The sequence below is a fragment of the Longispora fulva genome, assembly GCF_015751905.1.
In the GTDB taxonomy this organism is placed as follows: Bacteria; Actinomycetota; Actinomycetes; order Mycobacteriales; family Micromonosporaceae; genus Longispora; species Longispora fulva.
The window spans coordinates 2,574,975-2,588,700 of the sequence record NZ_JADOUF010000001.1; the positions used below are offsets into that span (position 1 = coordinate 2,574,975).

Consider the following 13,726-nt stretch of genomic DNA (forward strand, 5'->3'; position numbering starts at 1 on the left):
CGCTGCCATGCTCTGCCACGCCTCTGCCACGGAGGCGGCGGCAACGCTGTCCTGGCGCGACGATAGGTGATTTCAGAACTTTGTCCCTATCGCGGTCCTGCGGTAGCCGGCTGAGCGCGACGCCGGGGCCCTTTCCCGCCCGGCCCAGGGTCGAGAAGGAGGGCGGCCTGTCGTCACCCGATTGGCAGCCGAGCGCATTCACTCAGGGCAATGGCCTACTGATCGTGGTCGACCTCGGTGTGGCAGAGATGTGTGAGAGCGCGTGATCATGGCACCAGAGCGGCGTTGTTGGCAGCGGCGGCTGCGGCACTTGGCAACTGTCGGACTCCATTGATCATGGTTGAGCGCCGCAGAGTATCGGTGCTTACGCCTCGATCCGGAGCCACACATCACCGGTTCGCAACCACAAGAAACCTTCACGTCCCTGGCCGCACCGCATGACAACGCGGCCGGGTACCGCGACCGTGTGTCGTTCCGTGACGATCCAGGAATCGTCGATCAACTCGGCGCGGAACAGTTCTGTGGATGGCATGTTGTGGTGTCGTCGGGTCAGGACCGCACGGTTGCCGCGTATTGCCAGACCGTCCGGCGACGGTACGGGGCTGCGCCAGCTGGTCACTTCACCCGTCAGCGGCGTAACCCGCGTCAGGAAAGTGTCGTCCTTGGACGCGCTGGAGTACCACGCCAACCACACCTGATTGTTCTCGGTCGCGCCGGCGTGACCAGCTAGCGGCCATGCAGGCAACCTGCCATTCGGGGTCCAGAGGACCTGTCCATGTTCGTTCCAGCCCGCAAGTCCCGCCGCTGATTGCGGATGGCCTCCGTAGATGCCCTCGTCTCCGTAGGCGATCCAGATCGCTCCGCCATGGTCGGTCAGTAAGACGTCGATGTCGTCGCCGATGCAGAAGGCGGCCTGTCGCTCGCCCTCTGGGGAGAGGATCGAGGCGTTCGGTGTCCACGTGCCCGTTGGACCTCGCCGGGCGCGACTTTCTGCGATCAAGAGCCGAGTGTCCGGCAGGAGCGCGATGTAGCTGGTGTGCATCGGGAGTTCCCGGATGATCCGGCGCTCCACCGATTCGTCAGGGTGGCGAATGACAAGTACGCCCCCGAACGGGGCCGTTGGGACCGAGCCGATCCAGCCTTTGATATAGGGCGACTGCGTGAGGTAGCGACGATCGACGAGCAAGACTGCAAGGGCTCCCGACGAGCTGACGGTCCACCATAATGGGCATCGTCCCGCAGCAAGATCCGCCGTCGGCGGCTGCCATACCTTCTGTACTGCGACGGCCGCCGTCACCCGCGTCCTCCTCACTCCACCGAGAAACCCCCAGCAGCCCGAGGACGCCGCTGTGTATGACACCTGCGGAGCCAGTGTCTCAAACCACCTGTCGTGCCGTTGTCCGGTCGGGACGTGGCCCATTCGCCATGACCCTTGAAGTCCGACAGCAACACTGCGCTTCTACCGGCAAACGGATTTTGGCAGAGCTGACGCACGCCCCCGGCGCCGCCAGCTCTGCCACGCCTCTGCCACACGTCTGCCAGGGCGTCAGTGGCAACGTTGTCCGGGCGTGGCGATAGGGGATTTCGGAGGTTTGCCCCTGATCGCGGGCCCGCGGCGACCCGCTGAGTGCGACGCTGTGGCCCTTTCCTAGCCGACCGAGGGGTCGAGGAAGGCGGGGCGCTCGCCACCACCCCGGAGGCCACGGAGCACGTTTATACAGGTCAAAGGCTTGATGATCGTGGTCGGCCCCGGTGTGGCAGAGATGTGGCAGAGCTCGGCGCAGGGCGGCGGTCAGCCGTGCGATCAGCCGGCGACCTGCACTGTTAGAGCACTGGCAGAGCCGTGTGCGGCAATGGGCTCCCACGGGCATCCCGGCCTTGGGACGCGCCCACATTCACAGGAGTCCGCCATGCTCACCGAACCGACCACCACTGTCCCCCACGCCTCAGCCTTCGGCGCCATCGATACGGCCTGGAGGCTGCTGACCCGCGAGCCGCAAGCCGCGCTGTCGTTGGACTGCGACGACCTCACCCTCCGACTGCGTCTGCCCGCCGGCTCGTTGCCGGCCGGGACCCGGTCCATGCAGTACCTGCGGGACTGGATGCTCGACAATCCCGCCGCGGCCCTGGCCCGCGACGTCATCTGGCGCGAGACCGCGAGCCGGGCCCACTCCAACGAGCCGGGCTGGGTGATCGCCGCCCTGGGGTTGGCCATGCCGGCGCTGGTGCGCTGCGCCGGGATCCTGTCGGCCGGATACCGTGGCGACGCGGCCGACATCGACGGGGAACTGGTCGCCGGGTTCCTGACCGCACTACGCGGAGACGATCTCGACCTGTCGCGCCCGGTGGTGTACGCGAGGCTGTGCTGGGCCGGCTGGCGTGCCGCCAGGGACCTGCGCCTGGCCGATGAGGCCGAGGTTCCGCTGCCGGATTTCGACTCCGTGGCCGACTCACGCCCTCCCGAGGTTCCCTGGCGGCACGTGGACCTGCTCGTACAGCGGGCCTGCGACCTGGGACTCCTCTCGGCACAGGACATCCGGTCATGGATCGACATACGCCTCGGCGGCAAGACGCTGGCCCTGATCGCCCAGAGCCAGGGTCTTGAACCCAACGCGTTGCGGATGCGCCTGGCCCGCGCCGATCGGCGCATCGCCAGGGCGCTGGCCGACGGGATCCTCACCGGCTACGCCTCCCACCAGGCGGCCGCCCACCTGGCCACGGCCGCGGCCAGCAGCACGGACGCGGTCGACCATGGCGAAACAGTGGGCGAGGGGATCGTCGCACTCGCGGCCTGAGAAAGCGGCTGGACCACAACGTTCACAGACCCGCGCCTCTGCGCCGCAGATCGTCGACCGGCTCACCTTCAACGGCACGATCATCGAAACCGGCACCGGCTCCTACCGCCTCGCCCAAACCCGAGCTCAGCAAGCCGGCAAGGCCCGGTAGTTGGTCCCCCGAGGCTGCCCTTAGCTGCCTGGCCAGGTCAGACCGTTGAACGCGAAGACCGCCTTGCCCTGCGTCATGATATCCACGACCGAACCGGCGGGCGCTGGCGCGAAGATGTCCACCGTCTCCAGAACCTCACCCCGCCGCTCAGGATCAAGAACATACGCCTCGCGACCATTGGCGAACTGTCGCAACATGCCCGAAGGCCACACATCCGGCCGGGCGCCCTGGCAACACAGCAGCAACCCGCGTTCCTCAAGATGCCGCCGAACCAAGATCAAGCAGTCCAGATAGTCACCATCAGCGGCCTCGAACACGCCGTCAGGCTCCACCAACTCAACCCGCGCCACCGACGGCTCACCGATACGAAGTTCGACCTCCCGAGCCGAGCCCTCCGCGTCGACAACCTCCAGGACGAACACCTGCGCCACTCGACCTCCTCGTCGCTGGAATCTTACGACGAACCGGCGTTAGCCCTCGATCAACAAGGCATCAGAGTGGGGCCAGAACCCAAACCTCCCAACCGGTCCCGCAACTCGTTGTCCACGCCAGTCGTGCTCTGCCGGATCTCTGCCATGCGGGTTGGCAGAGGCGCGACAGAGCTGTGGCAGAGGTCGGCGCGTGCGTCAGCTCTGCCAAAACCCGTTTGGTAGGTGAGGGGCAATCGGACGGGCCGTCAGGCCGCCGAGGCCCCTCCCGCCGCAGGGGGCGCACCGTGACGACGCCGGGTCCCCGGGTGTAGCGCACGCGATGCGCTGACACCACATCGCACACCACCTTCTGATGGGAGGACCGGCTCTCGCCCGGTCCCGGTGCTGCACGTTCGCGCCCTGCGGCGGTCCTTACCCACTCATCAGCCCCGCGACGCGGGGCGGGAGGACCTGTCATGTCACCTGCATTGCGTACCCGTCTGCGCCGCGCCACCTCGTGGGCGGCCGTCCTTTCCACCGCCCTGGCGGTGCTGGCCGTCCCGGCGGCCGCCCTGGCCGACCCCGGCGGCCCGGCCGTCCTGGCAGCCACCGACCTGCCCGGGGTCATCTCCAACATCCAGGCCTGGCTGTTGGGGATCCTCAGCGCGATCGTCACCCTCTACCTGATCTACGGCGGCGTCTTGTGGGCGACCGCCGGCGGTGACCCGTCGCAGGTCGAACGCGCCAAGGCGGCGTTCAAAAGCGCCCTGGTCGGTTTCGCTCTGGCGATCCTCGCCCCGGTGTTCCTGCAGATCGTCAAAGGGTTCGTCGGAAGCTGATGGCGATGGGCTTCCTGTTCGACGGCCTCCTCGAATGGCTCACCGGGATGGTTCTCGGAGCCTTCGACGGACTCATCACGATGATCACGGGGAGCCTTCTGGTCAGTCCCGACGTCACCGGACTCCCCCAGGTCGTGGCCCTGTCCGGGCGGTCGGTGTGGATCGTCGACACCGTCTTCGTCCTCGCGTTCCTCGCCGCCGGAGTCCTCACCGTCGTCTCCGGCGGCACCGAACGCTCCCGCTACCACGTCAAAGACCTCGGCCCGCGCCTGGTCGTCGGGTTCATCGCCGCGCACTTCTCGCAGCTGCTGTGTTCGCGACTCGTCGAGGTCGCCAACGCTTTCACCGCCGCGTTCGCCCAGCAGCCGCTGAGCAAAAACGCGACGGCGGCGATGCGCTCGCACATCGTCGCGGCGAGCAAGGACGCGACGACGGCGCTGCTGGCGGTCATCATCGCCTGCGTCATCGTGATGCTGTTGGCGAGCACAGCCTTCCAGATGATCATGCGGTTCTCGGCGCTGCTGGTGCTCGCCATCCTCGCCCCCGTGGCGATGGCCTGTCACGCCCTTCCGGCCACGGACTCCCTCGCCCGGCTGTGGTGGCGGTCGTTCTCCGGCTGCCTGATCATCCCCGCGCTGCAGGCACTCACCCTCACCGCCGGGCAGTGGATGCTCGAGGACCCCGGCAATGTGCTGGCCGCCTACGCCCTCCCGGGCGGCGACCTGACCGTGCTGTTCATCGTCATGGTCGTGCTGTGGACGACCGTGCGCATCCCCGGCCTGGTGGGCAAACTCGTCGGCCAACCGAACGGCGGCAGGTCCAATCCCATCGTCGCCGTCCTCAAGATCGCGACCGTGGACCAGGTCACCCGCCTGGTTCCCGGCTCGGGAAAAGTCCTCAAGGCGGTACGGCCATGAGAGGCGAGGACAGCGCGGTGCGGGCCAAAGTCCCGACGGGCGCTTCATACTGCCTGTCCGATGACTGTTGCTGGGTTGATGGGCGCGGGTCACATGCTGATCGGGTTCTCGCGCCGACGTCGGCGGAGTAATCCGGCCGCCGTCGAGCCGTGCGAAGCTGACCTGTGTGCTTCAACGATCGAGGCGCGACAGACGCCCGCTCCGACCGTCCGCGATGACGGTTGGAGCCGGTGGCGTGTATCGGTGAGTGGCAGGCATTGAGTAGGCTGCCCATCATGGCGAGGAAGATCGCGTATCGAGTGATCGATGCCGCCGAGGCCGAACAGCGGTTCTCGCTGGCCGGGCAGGTCGGTTTTCCCTACTTCGGCGGGAAACGCAGGCAGGAAATCCGCCTGTACGAGGACGGCTGGCACGTCCCCGGCGATCTCGTATCGGACTTCGACTACGAAGGCCTGCCCTACCACATCATCGTCGACGGTGATCTCACCGTCGGTGGTGACCTGGGCTGGACCACGTTCGAGCATGCAGCCTTCCTGCTGGTCGTCGGTGACCTGCGCGCCCGGGTCGTCGTGCTCGACGGAATGCCGTCGGCGCCGGAACTCGTCGTGGGCGGCGACCTCGTCGTGGAGTACGGCGTGCTCGGCGACATGAGCGGCCCCCGGGGTGGACGCCTCATCGTGGGCGGCGCGACACGTACCCCGGTAGTGGTGGCGATCGAGGACTTCACCATGGACTTTCGTCGCGCGCCCGAGGCACTCGTCATCGGCGACGCGGGCAACTTCACCGGCCCGTTCGAGGTGGCCGCGTTCCACGACGTCCTTCACCCGCAACTCCTCGATGGCGATGAGCCCTATCGCACAAGGATCCGCGACGGGCTGACCGAGGGCACGTCAATCCTGCGCTAGCCGGATCGTGATCCTCTCCGCACGATGGAGGTTCCCCTAGCGGTCGCTCGCCGCGGGAGGGGTCGGCTTGAGCCGGAAGAGCTGGCGACCTTCTGCCGGTAGACCTCCTGGGTCTGGGTGTCCCAGGGGACGCACCAGCGGCCCGCGCCGGTGTTGGCGGGGACTTGGCCCAGGCGCAGCCAGTTGTAGATCGCGTCAGCGGGGATGCCGAGCAGCTGGGCTGCCTGTTTGCCGCCGATCTCCCCGTCCTGCACGGCCACGTTTCGGGGCGTGAGGATCTGGTAGACGCCGCGCACCGCGGCGACGTGCCGCGCGGTGAAGCGCAGGTTCTTGCCGGTGCGCAGGCCGGCGTCGTTGAGCATCGTCGAGATCTGAACATTGCTGTGGGGGGTGCCGTGCTCGCGCACCCACCGCGTTTCGAGGGACTGCGCCGCGCGGCGAGCTTGGCCTCGGTGGTGAGGTACTCGGCCCAGGCCACGTGTCCCTCGTGGTGGTCTTCGATGAGGACCGTCCACTCCTTGAGGGCCCGGCGCCGGCGGGTGGAGCGCACCGTGCCATCGGGCAGCACCCGGCGCACCTCGCGGGTCTTGCCGAATGTGTACACCCCGGCATAGGTGGGATTCTTCAACACTTGCGCCACCCGGGCGTGGGTGAGCCTGCCCCACTTGATCGTCCCCGCCCACGCTCCGGCCCACGCCCGTTGCGGGAACAACCTGCCCGCCTCGTGGAACGCCCGGACCCTCGCTCGGGCTACCACCGTCCACCTCAGCGTCAGGAGCCAGTTCATGGGAATCCGCCACCGCCAACACTGGATCGATCTTGTCGATCAGCACCCGCGCCGCCGACAAGCCCTCCACCGCCAGCCGATCCGACGACGCCGCGACACCCCGGTCGGTCCAGTCCTGCGCCACCCTGATGCGCCGCCTCCCCTCGACCTCACACACGAAAGACAGACCATGCCGCTCGCGCTGCGTGAACAGCACAACCAAGCTCTGCCCCTTCAACGGATGGAACGGATGAGTGATCACCAATGAGTCCGAAGTACGACGAGACTGACGGGCCGTATAGGGCACGGATTCCCGCCGACGTCGACGCGCCGGACAAGATCCTCTACGGGTTCACGTTTCGCCAGATGGCTATCCTCGCCGTCGCCGGCACCGGCCTCTACCTCGGCTGGCAGGCACTGCACACCGTCGCACCCGTGCCGGTCCTGCTCGCCGCAGCGGTGATCATCGGCGGGGCCGCGCTCGGTCTGGCGGTCGGCCGCCGCGACGGACTGCCCCTGGACGTGTGGCTCCTCGGCGCGATCTGCCACACCCGCGCGCCGCACTCCCTGGCCGCCGCAGGTGCTGGCAGCGGCGACGGCGTGCCCGACTGGGTGGACGTCGGCCACACGAGGATCACCCTCCCGGCACCGCTGCGACTCCCGGCCGACGCGATCGACGACGACGGGCAGATCCGCCTCGGCGGCACCGCGTCGGCGATCGTCGCCGCGACGAGCGTCAACCTGGGGCTGCGCAGCCCCGGCGAACAGCACACCACCGTCGAGGCATTCGGCCGGTGGCTCAACTCCCTCAACGCGCCCGTGCAGATCACCGTCTCCGCCCAGCCTGTCGACCTGGCCAGCCACGCGACGGCCCTCGCCGAACGCGCCGACGATCTGCCCCACCCTGCACTGGCCGCGGCGTGCGCCGACCACGCACGGTTCCTCGCCGAGCTGGCCGCGCGCCGTGACCCGCTGCGCCGCCAGGTCCTCATCACGTGCCGCACCGGCGGCGAGGCCGGCGAGCACGCCGCCCGCCGCCGGGCCGATGACGTGGCACGCGCACTGGGGGCGCTGGGCGTCACCGCCCGGGTCCTCGACGGTGCCGGCGCCACGTCGGCCCTGGCCGCGGCAGCCGACCCCTACCGGCCGGCCCGCCACGGCGGCCTCGCGGCACCCGGACACACGATCACCGGAAGGACCCACCCGTCATGAACAACATCCCTAACGCCGCTGAGCGCCGCGGCACCGACGTCCTGAGAGCCCGCGCGGGCGGCGGATCGACCCTGACTCCGCAGCCGTGCACGCCCCGCCCCGGCGCCGCCGGCCAAGGGCACCGGTGGCCGCAGTGTTGAGCCGGGTGCTCCGCCGCGGGCCGCGAGTCGCGACCGCCGACGGCGGGGACCTCGCGGCCGCCGTCGCGCCGGCGGCGGTGGAGGTCGGCCCGAGGTGGTTGCGACTCGGCGACGGATACGCCGCCACCCTGATCGTGACCGGCTACCCGGCCGAGGTCGGCGCGGCGTGGCTCGAACCGCTCCTCGCCTGGCCCGGACGCCTGGACCTGGCGCTGCACATCGACCCCGTCCCGGTGCCCGTGGCCGCGGCCCGGCTGCGCACGCAACGGGCGAAGCTGGAGTCCAGCCGGCGGGCGGACAACAACGCCGGCAAACTCGCCGACCCCTACGTCGAAGCCGCCGCCGACGACGCGGGCGAACTCGCCGGACGCCTCGCACGCGGGGAGGCGAAACTGTTCAAGGTGGGCCTGTACCTGACGGTGCACGCCGCGTCCGAACCGGAACTGGTGGTCGCGTGCGCGCAGGTGAAGGCGGCGGCAGCCTCCACGCTTCTTGATCTGCAGCCGGCGACGTGGCGGCAACTGCAAGGCTGGACCACGACCCTGCCCCTCGGCGTGGACAACCTGGGCATGACCCGGACGTTGGACACCGCCGCCCTCGCCGCCAGCTTCCCCCTCGCCGGCCCCGACCTGCCCGCGCCGCTGCCGGGTGAGCCGGCACGGACAGGTGGGGTGCTCTACGGCGTCAACCCCGATTCCCAGGGCGTCATCTGGTGGGACCGGTGGGCGTGCGAGAACCACAACTCCGTCGTCCTCGCACGCTCCGGGGCCGGCAAGTCGTACTTCGTGAAGACGGAGATCCTGCGGTCCCTCTACCAAGGGGTGCACATCGCCGTCATCGACCCGGAGGACGAGTACCTGCGATTGGCCGGCGCGGTCGGCGGGACCGTCGTGCGCCTCGGCGCCGCCGGGGTGAAGGTCAACCCGTTCGACCTGCCCTCCGGCGACACGCGCGCCGACGTGCTCACGCGGCGGGGCTTGTTCCTGCACACGCTCATCAGCGTCCTGGCCGCGACCAACCTCCCGCCCGGCGAGCGCGCCGCGTTGGACCGGGCGATCCTCGCCGTGTACCGGGCGGCGGGCATCACCGCGGACCCGGCCACCCATCACCGCCGGGCGCCGCTGCTCGCCGATCTCGCCGCCGCCCTCGACGCCGATGCCGATCCCGCCGCCCGGGTTCTGGCCGCGCGGCTCGCGCCGTGGGTGGTGGGCTCGTTCAAGGACATGTTCGACGGGCACAGCACCCACCGGCCCGACGGGCACCTGGTGGTGTGGTCACTGCGGCATCTGCCCGACGAGGTACGCGGCGTCGGCACCCTCGTGGCCCTCGACCACATCTGGCGCACCGTCGACCGACCCCAGCACCCAACCGGCACCTCCTCGCAGGCCCGGCGTCTCGTCGTGGTCGACGAGGCATGGCTGCTGATGCGCCAGGACGCCGGTGCCGCGTTCCTGTACCGGATGGCCAAGGCGTCACGGAAACGCGGAGCCGGACTGTGCGTCATCACCCAGGACGCCGCCGACATGCTCTGCACCGAACTCGGCGAAGCCGTCATCGCCAACGCCGCGACCCAGATCCTGCTACGCCAGGCCGACTCGGCCATCGACGCCGTCGGCCGAGCGTTCGGCCTGACCGGCGGCGAGAAACGACTCCTGCTGTCCGCCGAGCGCGGGCAGGGACTGCTGCTGTCGGGCGCTCACCGCACCCGGTTCGAATCCGTCGCATCGCCGGCGGAGCACGCGCTCGCCACCACTTCCCCAGGGCGTGTTTTGAAAGTTGATCAAGGTCTGGAATGATCTTGGTACGTGGGGCCGTGGGTTCGACCGCGATGGAGATGGGTGGCGGGGATGGTTGAGACGTCTGAGATGGGCTTGTTGGATTTCGTCGCGCTCGCTGCGGACAAGCTCGCGGTTCCCGGGGTGGCGGTCGGTGTGTGGGCCGGCGGTCAGGAGACGTTCGCCTGTCACGGCGTGACCAGCATCGCCAATCCGTTGCCGGTCGACCCGGACACGATGTTCGTCCTCGGCTCGGTCGCCAAGTCCTACACCGCGACGGCGTTGGTGTGTCTGGCCGAGCAGGGACGCGTTGATCTGGATGCGCCGGTGCGCCGTTATGTCCCGGAGTTGGCGTTCCCGGACGGGATGGCGGCTGTCGAGATCACTGTGGCGCAGTTGCTCAACCACACCGCCGGGCTGGACTGGCGGCTGGGCGTCGACACCGGCGAGGGCGACGACGCGCTGGCGGCCTTCGTGGCGCAGATGGCTGAACTCGACCTGATCGCGGCGCCCGGCGCGCGTGCCTCCTACAGCCAGGTCGGGTTCAACCTGGCGGGGCGGATCGTCGAGAAGGTGACCGGGCTGACCTTCGAGCGAGCCGTCGCGGAGCTCCTGCTTGCGCCGCTCGGCCTCGCGCACACCGGCTTTTTCCTCAACGACGCCATCACCAAGCGGTTCGCGGTGGGCCACAACGCCGACCCGGAGGGCACGCTGACCGTTGTCCGCCAGTGGAAGGACACTCGAGCCAACAACCCCGGCGGAGGTGTCGTTTCCTCTGCGGCCGACCTGCTCGCCTGGGCACGGTTCCACCTCGGCGACGGCTCCGGTGTCCTGCCCGACGCGGCACTGCGCCGGATGCGGGAGCCGACGGTCGAGCTGAAAGGCAGTACCCTCGGCGACGCGGTCGGGATCTGCTGGTTCATCCGGGACGTCGTCGCCGTCGACGACTCCGCCGCGACGGTCCGCACCGTCGGACACGGTGGCTCGGGCAATGGCCAGTTCGCCGAGCTGCTCCTGGTGCCGGAGCGGGACTTCGCCGTCGTGGTGATGTCGAACGCGGGCCCGGAGCATGGCATCGCCCTGAACCAGGCGGTAGTGAAGTGGGCGCTCGAGTACTATCTCGGCGTCGTCGAGCGCGTTCCGGAGCCGTTGGCGTTCGACGCGAAGCGGGCCGGGGAGGTCGTCGGCCGATACGACAACGACCTGATGACGATCGCCGTCGTGCTGGCCGCCGCCGGAGACGGCATGACGATCGAGTGCCGGATCAAGCCGGAGATCCGTACCGCCTCCGAGAGCGAACTGCCCCCGGACCTCCCGCCGGCTTCCTTCGGTCTCCTGCCCGGCGACGGCGACGGGTACATCGTCACCAGCGGCGGGCTCAACGGGCAGCGCGGTTTCTTCACGCGTGACGACAGCGGCTCGATCGTCGGCGCGGACCTGGCGGGACGCTTCTTCGGCCGGGTCGCTTAGGGAGTGTTTTGAAGGTTGATCAAGGTCTGGGTAGCCATTCGTTGATCACCGCGATCAGGACCGTGGCCTCATAGCGGACAGCCAACTTGTCGTACCGGGTGGCCACGGACCTGCTTCTTTCAGCCTGTTGATCCCGCACTCGACCGCGTGTCTTACGCGGTAAGCAGCCTTGTCGAACGTCGGAGGCCGTCCGCCCTTCGGGCCCTTGTTCTTGCGGTTGAGGGCCTGGTCGGCCTTGTCGGGGATGGTGGCCCTGACGCCGCGGCGGCGCAGGTAGTCGCGGTTGGCCTTCGATGCGTACGCCTTGTCGGCGAGGACCCGGTCCGGGGTGGTCCTGGGCCGGCCACGCCGGCGGGGCACCCGGATCGCGGCCAGGACCGGCACGAACTGCGGACTGTCGCCCCGTCACCTTCTTTGGGCGCCACCACCGGCCACCCAGGGGGATGGTCCGTAGTGCACGGCGCTCAGCCCCGGAGATCGTCTGTGGCCTCCTGGTAGGCGTCGGCGGCCCGGGTGAAGTAGTCGAAGAGGGTCGCGAGTTGCTCGGGTGGGTAGGTCCGCAGAAGTTCGCCGAGTTTGCGCCGGGCCGGGGCCATCGCCTCGTCCAGGCCGGCGGGTTTGCCGACCAGCTCGACGCTCACCTTGCGACGGTCATCGACGTGCGGCACGCGGCGCACGTAGCCGGCCTCTTCGAGCCGGTCGATCAGCCGGGTGGTCGGCCCGGTGGTAAGACCCGTGCGGGCGCCCAGTTCGCCGGGGGTCAGTGGCCCGGAGAGTTCCAGGGTGTTCAGCGCGTACAGGTCTGTGGGGCCCAGGTCGCAGGCCCGCGCGCTGGCCTGGCCGTGCTGCATGACCGCGCTCAGGTAGCGCCTGTACACCGCGCTGGCGTTCTCGGGTGTTGACATCGTCCAGCCCTTCTCATAATATCTTCCTCAACGAAGAGACTTCTTCAAAGCATTAACTTCTTAATTGAAGTTACCATGAAGGGAACGTCATGAACATCCAGACCGACACCGCAACCATCCACGCCCTCCTCGACCAGCTGCTCGACGCCTGGAAGCGCGCCGACGGCACCGCCTACGGCGCACTGTTCACCGACGACGCCAGCTACGTCACCATCCTCGGCACCCACTACCGTGGCGCCCGCGAGATCGGCGCCGCACACCAGGTGCTGTTCGACACCTGGCTCAAGGGCACCCAGCTGTCCTGCGAGGTGCTCGACCTGCGGTTCCTCGGCGCCGACGCCGCGACCGTCGTGACCCGGGGCGACACCTACAAGGGCACGCCCGGTAAGCCGGGCAAAATCCAGACCTACGCGTTGGTACGGGGAGCCGACGGCGCATGGAAGTTCGCGGCCTTCCACAACACACAGCGCAAGGCGCTGATGGAAGCGGTGTCCTTCAAGTTCCAGCCCGCGACACGGCCCGCCGCCCAGCTGATCTAGTCGCAGCGCAGTTCAGTTGGCCGATGTCCGGTGACAGCAATGCTGATCATGCCGCAGCACATGCGGCGTGAGCCTCTCCGCCCACTCGGGAAGCCACCGGTCCACCTCGGCCGTCAGCCAGTCGCACAGCACCTGGTCCCGGTCCGCCGGCACAGGTCGGTCCGCTCGTCGAACCGTCGCTCCGAGGGAAGCAGAGGAACGTCGGTGCGTGTGACATCCTCGCCGAACTGGTGGCGCACATCTACCATCCACCAGTCGAGCAACGCCCCGGTCGAGTTGATCGCCGGCACCAGCATCGACTTCGACCCCCGGCCCCTGCCGCCCTTGCCGAACCGCACCTGCGGAATGCCGTACTCGCCCCGATCTAGGGCGTGTTGATTAGGGCAGTGGTCAATGGGTTCTGGTCCACCAAGCGTGATCGAACTTGCTCGAGTTGTCCGTTGTTCGACTTGGTCAATGGCGTCGGTAGGGTTCGGGCATGGGTGTCGAAGGCGCGGAGACGTGGAACAAGTCCGCCGTTGTCGCGATCGGGCTGGAGGTCTTGCGAGAGCCGGGCGTCGGGCTCGGCGTCGTGGAAGCTATCGGAATGCTGATCGCGGTGGACGCCCGGCTAAACCTCTGGGTCCTGGAGACAGCCAAGGGGCCGGGCGCAATCAATGACGTGTCTTTCGCGGCTGATGAAGCGACAGCTTGCCAGGCGTTGATCAAGGCGGCCTGGGCGCGATTCCTCGAGCATGATGTCGCTGGTCACCTCGAACGATACAAGGCAACGCCGGCAGTGGATCGGGCTCGGACCGGAGTCCGCGATGCAATGGACAGGCTCCTTGACGCGGCGAACGAGGAGTTAGCTGCTGACCTGCGCCTGATTCATGATCGTCTTGCCCGTTCCATGGGCTGAGATG

General features: G+C 68.6%; 13 protein-coding genes and 4 pseudogenes. 10 read left to right on the forward strand and 7 right to left on the reverse strand.

Features of this window, described 5'->3' with window-relative positions:
• Nucleotides 1-364 precede the first annotated feature (364 nt).
• A complete protein-coding gene (locus IW245_RS11445; RefSeq protein WP_197003159.1) occupies nt 365-1,297 on the reverse strand; it encodes a hypothetical protein in 933 nt (310 codons plus the stop codon).
• Between the two features lie 613 nt (nt 1,298-1,910).
• On the opposite strand from IW245_RS11445, the gene IW245_RS11450 reads away from it, so the two are divergent.
• Nucleotides 1,911-2,795, forward strand: coding sequence for a hypothetical protein (locus IW245_RS11450; RefSeq protein WP_197008948.1), 885 nt, complete (start codon nt 1,911-1,913; stop codon nt 2,793-2,795).
• 3 nt (nt 2,796-2,798) lie between these two features.
• Nucleotides 2,799-2,946: pseudogene (locus IW245_RS42650) on the forward strand (ATP-binding protein); the annotation flags it as partial.
• Between the two features lie 20 nt (nt 2,947-2,966).
• On the opposite strand, the gene IW245_RS11460 reads toward IW245_RS42650, so the two are convergent.
• Nucleotides 2,967-3,377 (reverse strand): hypothetical protein, encoded by a 411-nt coding sequence (locus IW245_RS11460; RefSeq protein ID WP_197003160.1) that lies wholly within the window; start codon nt 3,375-3,377, stop codon nt 2,967-2,969.
• Nucleotides 3,378-3,832: 455 nt separating this feature from the next.
• On the opposite strand from IW245_RS11460, the gene IW245_RS11465 reads away from it, so the two are divergent.
• From IW245_RS11465 to IW245_RS11475, 3 genes are all read left to right on the forward strand, one after another.
• Nucleotides 3,833-4,195, forward strand: a complete 363-nt coding sequence (locus tag IW245_RS11465; protein WP_197003161.1) for a pilin — start codon at nt 3,833-3,835, stop codon at nt 4,193-4,195.
• 5 nt (nt 4,196-4,200) lie between these two features.
• Nucleotides 4,201-5,112, forward strand: coding sequence for a TrbL/VirB6 family protein (locus IW245_RS11470; protein WP_197003162.1), 912 nt, complete (start codon nt 4,201-4,203; stop codon nt 5,110-5,112).
• 275 nt (nt 5,113-5,387) lie between these two features.
• On the forward strand, nt 5,388-6,017 hold the full coding sequence (locus tag IW245_RS11475) for a hypothetical protein (RefSeq protein WP_197003163.1): 630 nt from the start codon (nt 5,388-5,390) through the stop codon (nt 6,015-6,017).
• Here the strand turns inward: IW245_RS11475 and IW245_RS40570 are convergent.
• The 3 genes and pseudogenes from IW245_RS40570 to IW245_RS42660 form a co-directional block, all read right to left on the reverse strand.
• Complete coding sequence (locus IW245_RS40570; RefSeq protein ID WP_231398766.1) at nt 6,014-6,424, reverse strand: hypothetical protein; 411 nt, start codon at nt 6,422-6,424, stop codon at nt 6,014-6,016. The two genes, IW245_RS11475 and IW245_RS40570, sit on opposite strands and share 4 nt — an antisense overlap.
• A 41-nt stretch (nt 6,425-6,465) precedes the next feature.
• Nucleotides 6,466-6,804 (reverse strand): annotated as a pseudogene (locus tag IW245_RS42655) (recombinase family protein); the annotation flags it as partial.
• A 43-nt stretch (nt 6,805-6,847) separates the two neighbouring features.
• Nucleotides 6,848-7,090: pseudogene (locus tag IW245_RS42660) on the reverse strand (DUF5372 family protein); the annotation flags it as partial.
• Between IW245_RS42660 and IW245_RS11485 the strand changes: the two are divergent.
• The 3 genes from IW245_RS11485 (at nt 7,048) to IW245_RS11495 (ending at nt 11,380) form a co-directional block, all read left to right on the forward strand.
• On the forward strand, nt 7,048-7,995 hold the full coding sequence (locus tag IW245_RS11485) for a PrgI family protein (protein WP_197003165.1): 948 nt from the start codon (nt 7,048-7,050) through the stop codon (nt 7,993-7,995). The pseudogene IW245_RS42660 and the gene IW245_RS11485 overlap by 43 nt on opposite strands.
• A 133-nt stretch (nt 7,996-8,128) precedes the next feature.
• On the forward strand, nt 8,129-9,931 hold the full coding sequence (locus tag IW245_RS11490) for a VirB4 family type IV secretion system protein (protein ID WP_233473209.1): 1,803 nt from the start codon (nt 8,129-8,131) through the stop codon (nt 9,929-9,931).
• Nucleotides 9,932-9,982: 51 nt separating this feature from the next.
• Complete coding sequence (locus IW245_RS11495; RefSeq protein WP_197003166.1) at nt 9,983-11,380, forward strand: serine hydrolase domain-containing protein; 1,398 nt, start codon at nt 9,983-9,985, stop codon at nt 11,378-11,380.
• A gap of 19 nt (nt 11,381-11,399) precedes the next feature.
• Here IW245_RS11495 and IW245_RS11500 read toward each other — a convergent pair.
• Nucleotides 11,400-11,785 (reverse strand): annotated as a pseudogene (locus tag IW245_RS11500) (transposase); the annotation flags it as partial.
• A 59-nt stretch (nt 11,786-11,844) separates the two neighbouring features.
• Entirely contained in the window at nt 11,845-12,285 is a 441-nt protein-coding gene (locus tag IW245_RS11505; protein WP_197003167.1) for a MarR family winged helix-turn-helix transcriptional regulator, read from the reverse strand.
• Nucleotides 12,286-12,374: 89 nt separating this feature from the next.
• Here IW245_RS11505 and IW245_RS11510 point away from each other — a divergent pair, with 89 nt between their 5' ends.
• Nucleotides 12,375-12,824, forward strand: a complete 450-nt coding sequence (locus IW245_RS11510; RefSeq protein ID WP_197003168.1) for an SgcJ/EcaC family oxidoreductase — start codon at nt 12,375-12,377, stop codon at nt 12,822-12,824.
• Between the two features lie 478 nt (nt 12,825-13,302).
• Nucleotides 13,303-13,722, forward strand: a complete 420-nt coding sequence (locus IW245_RS11515) for a hypothetical protein (protein WP_197003169.1) — start codon at nt 13,303-13,305, stop codon at nt 13,720-13,722.
• The last annotated feature ends 4 nt before the right edge of the window (nt 13,723-13,726 follow it).

What these genes read in the sequence shown, in the direction of transcription:
- IW245_RS11450 (WP_197008948.1), top strand. Translation starts at nt 1,911, where the DNA reads ATGCTCACCGAACCGACCACCACTGTCCCCCACGCCTCAGCCTTCGGC.
- IW245_RS11465 (WP_197003161.1), top strand. Translation starts at nt 3,833, where the DNA reads ATGTCACCTGCATTGCGTACCCGTCTGCGCCGCGCCACCTCGTGGGCG.
- IW245_RS11470 (WP_197003162.1), top strand. Translation starts at nt 4,201, where the DNA reads ATGGGCTTCCTGTTCGACGGCCTCCTCGAATGGCTCACCGGGATGGTT.
- IW245_RS11475 (WP_197003163.1), top strand. Translation starts at nt 5,388, where the DNA reads ATGGCGAGGAAGATCGCGTATCGAGTGATCGATGCCGCCGAGGCCGAA.
- IW245_RS11485 (WP_197003165.1), top strand. Translation starts at nt 7,048, where the DNA reads ATGAGTCCGAAGTACGACGAGACTGACGGGCCGTATAGGGCACGGATT.
- IW245_RS11495 (WP_197003166.1), top strand. Translation starts at nt 9,983, where the DNA reads ATGGTTGAGACGTCTGAGATGGGCTTGTTGGATTTCGTCGCGCTCGCT.
- IW245_RS11505 (WP_197003167.1), bottom strand. Translation starts at nt 12,285, where the DNA reads ATGTCAACACCCGAGAACGCCAGCGCGGTGTACAGGCGCTACCTGAGC.
- IW245_RS11510 (WP_197003168.1), top strand. Translation starts at nt 12,375, where the DNA reads ATGAACATCCAGACCGACACCGCAACCATCCACGCCCTCCTCGACCAG.
- IW245_RS11515 (WP_197003169.1), top strand. Translation starts at nt 13,303, where the DNA reads ATGGGTGTCGAAGGCGCGGAGACGTGGAACAAGTCCGCCGTTGTCGCG.